This window comes from Neobacillus drentensis (assembly GCF_036966985.1).
In the GTDB taxonomy this organism is placed as follows: domain Bacteria; phylum Bacillota; class Bacilli; order Bacillales; family Cytobacillaceae; genus Neobacillus; species Neobacillus drentensis_E.
In genome coordinates this window covers 6,612-11,765 of sequence record NZ_JBALSN010000204.1, presented here as the reverse complement: position 1 = coordinate 11,765, position 5,154 = coordinate 6,612, and the positions used below count along the sequence as shown (strand labels likewise).

5 protein-coding genes are annotated in these 5,154 nt (G+C 39.5%); 2 read left to right on the top strand and 3 right to left on the bottom strand.

All coding sequences use genetic code 11. From position 1 onward, the window contains the following. Positions 1–86 precede the first annotated feature (86 nt). From V7659_RS13885 to V7659_RS13875, 3 genes are all read right to left on the bottom strand, one after another. On the bottom strand, positions 87–935 hold the full coding sequence (locus tag V7659_RS13885; protein WP_335540492.1) for a DegV family protein: 849 nt from the start codon (positions 933–935) through the stop codon (positions 87–89). A gap of 129 nt (positions 936–1,064) precedes the next feature. After that, a complete protein-coding gene (locus V7659_RS13880) occupies positions 1,065–1,751 on the bottom strand; it encodes a response regulator transcription factor (protein WP_335540491.1) in 687 nt (228 codons plus the stop codon). 64 nt (positions 1,752–1,815) lie between these two features. Beyond that, positions 1,816–2,958, bottom strand: a complete 1,143-nt coding sequence (locus V7659_RS13875) for a sensor histidine kinase (RefSeq protein WP_335540490.1) — start codon at positions 2,956–2,958, stop codon at positions 1,816–1,818. Between the two features lie 322 nt (positions 2,959–3,280). On the opposite strand from V7659_RS13875, the gene V7659_RS13870 reads away from it, so the two are divergent. Together V7659_RS13870 and V7659_RS13865 are read left to right on the top strand one after the other, a co-directional pair. Continuing rightward, positions 3,281–3,913 (top strand): YigZ family protein, encoded by a 633-nt coding sequence (locus V7659_RS13870; RefSeq protein WP_335540489.1) that lies wholly within the window; start codon positions 3,281–3,283, stop codon positions 3,911–3,913. A 146-nt stretch (positions 3,914–4,059) separates the two neighbouring features. Then, entirely contained in the window at positions 4,060–5,061 is a 1,002-nt protein-coding gene (locus V7659_RS13865; RefSeq protein ID WP_335540488.1) for an LCP family protein, read from the top strand. Positions 5,062–5,154: the final 93 nt, after the last annotated feature.

Genomic DNA, 5,154 nt, shown 5'->3' with positions numbered 1-5,154 from the left:
AACCCCTTTTGATTCCGCGAACACCCAACCACCCCCAAGAATAAAAAACCATTCCGGCCCAAAGGACGGAATGGCAACTCACTTGTTTACCTATCTAATTTTTTCATCCAGCCCAGACCCATGGCTCCTTCGCCGAGATGGGTACCGATGACGGCGCCGAAGTAACTGATTGTAAATTCGACGTTAGGATAAAGGGCTGCTAGCTCGTCGCGCCACTCCCTGGCTTCCTCCTCACGATTTGCGTGGATAATGGCAGCTTGATAGCTGTTTCCGCTAGAGGCATCCTCATCAAGAAGGTCAACGATTCGTTTCATTGCTTTCTTCCGAGTGCGGATTTTTTCAAATGGAACAATGACTTTGTTTTCGAAATGGAGCAGTGGTTTCACCTGAAGGAGGCTGCCGAAAAAGGCTTGAGCACTTGAGAGGCGTCCCCCTCGTTGCAGGTGAGCTAAATCGTCCACCATGAAATAGGCCCGGGCCGTCATTTTTAATGCTTCTAAATGAGCCATAATGGTTCCAGAATCCTCACCCTCAGATGCCAATTTTGCTGCCTCAATAGCGTAAAAACCTTGCACCATGCAGCTGATTTCTGAATCAAAGGGGTGCACCTCAATGCCCTCAACCATCGAACTAGCAGTGACCGCACCTTGAAACGTACCGCTGATTCCACTGGAAAGATGGATGCTAATGACTGCATCATGCTCCTTCGCAAGGCTCTCAAAAAGCTCAACAAACTGGCCGATGGGTGGCTGGGAAGTGGTTGGCAGCTCTTTCGTCTTAACCTCTTCGTAAAACTGACTCCATGTAATATCCACTTCTTCGTGGTAAACCTCGTTTCCAAAGATGACATGTAACGGGATCATATGTATATTCCATTTATCACGTAGATCCTTTGGGATGTACGCAGTACTATCCGTGACGACAGCTGTCTTCATAACAAAATACCATCCTTATCTTTTTACCTACTATATGGTATTTTATCTGAAACTCAGCTAAATTGCATTAATTGGTCAAACAAAAAGAGCATACTTTTAAAAAGCAAAAGCATGCTCTTAAATACCCGATTACTTTACTTCAACCCAGCCATTTTTAATGGCGACAACAACGGCTTGGGTACGGTCATTGACGTTCATCTTTTGTAAAATGTTGGAGACGTGATTTTTAACTGTTTTTTCGCTGATAAATAAAGCTTCGCCAATACCACGGTTGCTTTTTCCATCGGCAAGCATTTGAAGAACTTCGCATTCGCGGCGTGTCAATAAATGCAAAGGTCGGCGAATTTCCATTGTTTGCAGGTAAGCCCCGCCACTGCGAGCAACGCCCGCTGCCAGTTTGCGGTACTCATTTACTAAATTATGAGTAACCTTTGGATGCAAATATGATCCGCCGTCAGCGACAACTTTGACTGCTTCTATTAAGGCATCCGCATCCATTTCTTTTAATAAGTAACCAATGGCACCGGTTTGTAAGGCATGGGTCACATAGTTTTCATCATCGTGAATGGATAAGATAATAATCTTCGTGTCAGGATATTTGTCGACTAATTCCCGCGTAGCCTCGACCCCGTTCACTTGTGGCATATTGATATCCATGATCACCACATCGGGTTGAAATTCTTCTACTAATCTTAAAGCTTCGCATCCATCATCACCTTCAGCGACAACTTGGAACGATTTTTCAAACTCTAGTATTCTTTTAACACCTTCTCTAAATAGTTGGTGATCGTCTATAATGACAATTTTCGTAGTCAATTGTAACGCCTCCTAATCCTTCTAATTTCGAAATTTTCTCCATTGACGGTAGGTTCATAGTTTTCTAGTTAATTAGTGGTACTCGAATCAGTACAGCGGTCCCTTTGCCAATTTTTGAGTCAAAGGTCAGTTCACCTTCAAGCAGGTCAACACGCTCACGCATTCCGATCATGCCAAATGACTCAGGTTTCTTTTCTGCGATATCAAAACCAATACCATTGTCCTTAATTAAGACGGTAACTGATGCATTGGTTATTTCTAACCGTACTTTGATTTCACAGGCATTGGCATGTTTTAATGCATTTTGCACTGATTCCTGTATCATCCGGAAGAGCGCGACTTCATACTTAGTGGGAAGTCTGCGCTCTAGTCCGATATTCACAAAATCAATTTTCGATTGGTTATGATATTCTTCGATTGTTCGCAGGTATTTTCTGAGGGTAGGGACAAGACCTAAATCATCTAATGCCATCGGACGAAGGTCATAAATAATTCGTCGGACTTCATACAGTGCCGAACGGACCATTTTTTTAAAGCTGCTGACTTCAGAAAAAGCCTCATCCGCGCCCTTTTCCCTATAGACACGTTCAATTAAATCAGAACGCATAATGACATTAGCAAGCATTTGAGCGGGGCCATCGTGGATATCCCGCGAAAGCCGCTTGCGCTCCTCTTCTTGTGCTTCAATGATTTTTAATCCAAAATCCTGTTTGGCTTTTGCATGTTCGAGTACTTTGCCAACCTGCTTTAGATCACTGGTCAAGTAATTCATCACAACAGAAATTTGCGATATCAGTTGGTCGGCACGATCAATCGTTTCGTCCAACCCTACCAGACGATTTTCAAGGTCTGCTCTTTTATCCAAAAGCTGCTTCTTGTATTGCCAATTAATAGAAAGATCCATTTGCAACTGATGGGCCTTTTCATAGGCATCACGGACCTCTTCTTCCGAGTAATTTTTAAAATTCATACTAACTTCTGACAGCATGCTCCGTGCATCAAGGACTTGCTTTTCAAGTAGCTCGCCTTCAGTAGTGAGTTTTACCATCATCTGCTTAATATTGTCTAATTCATTAATCATGTTTTCATAATCTTGACGGCATTGCTCACCTATCTGGAAGATGTCACTTTTTGAGCAAGTAACGGTTTCAATCATTTCTTCACGAATTTCATCAATTGATTTCATATTGATTTGCTTAATCTTCATACACATTCCTCCGATAAGAAAAGCAATAAGCGTTTGAACGCTATGGCTAACAATATTCTAATTTCAAACAAATGATTTCATTATCTTTGGATTTTACCTAAATGTCTTGTAACATATTTTACATTGGATTGATTCAATTTGCTAATCTTATCATACACGTTACCATTAATTTAAGTAAAAAGTAGTAGTATAATAGGAATGCCACTATCTGCCCATAAAACAGGTTTCCACTACTTTTATCTGTTTTATTATAACATGGATATTTTACTGCCATATTAAAGTTATATTACACCATTATGAAATTTAGAAAGGAGTGCGCTGAATGTTGCCTCGATATCATACCGTAAAACAAGCTGGTGAACATGAAATTATTATACAAAAATCACGATTTATTGCCCATGTCCAAAGAACGGAAACTGAATTGAAAGCTCAAGAATTCATCCAAGCTTTGAAAAAAAAATATTGGGATGCTACTCATAATTGTTCAGCCTATCTCATTGGTGAGAATGATCAAATTCAAAAAGCCAATGATGACGGAGAACCAAGTGGTACAGCAGGAGTACCTATTCTTGAGGTTTTGAAAAAAAGAAAATTGAAGGATACCACAGTTGTCGTTACCCGTTACTTTGGAGGAATAAAATTAGGGGCCGGCGGTCTTATCCGCGCTTATGGGAAATCCGCATCAGAAGGCCTGGATGCAGTCGGAATCGTTGAAAGAAAGTTGATGCAGATCTTCCATATTACAATCGATTATTCTTGGCTTGGAAAGATTGAAAACGAATTAAGATCATCCATTTATATTCTTAAAAATATTCACTACCAAGAAAATGTCGAATTTGAAGTATTTGTGGAAGAAGAGAAACAACAAGCATTTATAGAATGGATGATTGAATTAACCAATGGACAGGCCGAAATGACAAAAGGAGAAATGACCTATCTAGAAACTGATATTTAGGCATTTCTCGTCTTTCACTTTGTCCAAAGGCAGGAAATTTCAATTTACAAAAAATTTCATTTTACCAATCTCCATAAATATTATAAAATAGAGTAGATTTTCAACAAAAGTTGACATTTTTCTACTTTACTACTAGGAGGCAATCTATGTCTATCAATAGACAGGTTTATAAAAATAAGAAAAAAGGTAAGAAAAAGCGAAAACGAATTTTGCTATGGATCATCATGCCGATTCTATTATTGATTATCGGAGCAACGGCATACGGCGGATTTTTATATAACAAGGCTGAATCTGTCATGAATAAATCCTACAAGCCGATTGAGCGCGAAACAAAAACAACAAAAACCAATGTTAAACTTGAAAATACATCGATTTTGTTTATAGGTGTCGATGATAGTGAAAAACGGAAGTCAAGTGGCAGTTCTCGTTCCGATGCGTTGATGCTGGCTACTTTTAATAAAGAAGAAAAATCTATTAAACTATTAAGTATTCCACGTGATTCCTATGTTCATATTCCTGAGAAGGATATTTATACAAAAATTACTCACGCCCACGCGTACGGCGGCGTGAAACTTACGCTTGAAACAGTAGAAGAATTACTAGACGTTCCTGTCGATTATTATGTGAAAATGAACTTTAACGCGTTTATTGATGTGATTAATGCCCTTGATGGTGTCAAAGTAGACGTCCCATTCACCTTCTCTGAACAAGATTCCGAGGACCATGCCAAAGCCATTACCTTGGAAAAAGGCTTACAAGAACTAGATGGTGAAGAAGCTCTTGCATTTGCACGGACCAGAAAAATTGATAGTGATATTCAAAGAGGATTGCGCCAGCAGCAAATCTTTAAGGCCATTCTCGCAAAAGGTTCATCCGTTAAATCCATTACTAATTACACCGATGTCATGGAAGCGGTGGGAAAAAACATGTCAACAGACTTAACGTTTGATCAAATGAAATCATTTATTAGCTATGTCCAGGCTGGATCTGGAATTGATGTTGAATCGATGTCACTAAAAGGAGACGACTCCTATATTGACGGTGTTTATTATTATCAACTTGACGAAGCTGCTTTAGAAGAAACAAAATCTAAACTGAAGGCACATCTTAACTCAACAACAACAGCAAGTACAACAGAAACAGAATAAACCAAAGAACCCGAATCACAATAGATACGGGTTCTTTTTTTGTATAGTTGTAATAAAGGTCATTTGTTATTTGGGCACCTGTTGATTGGAGCG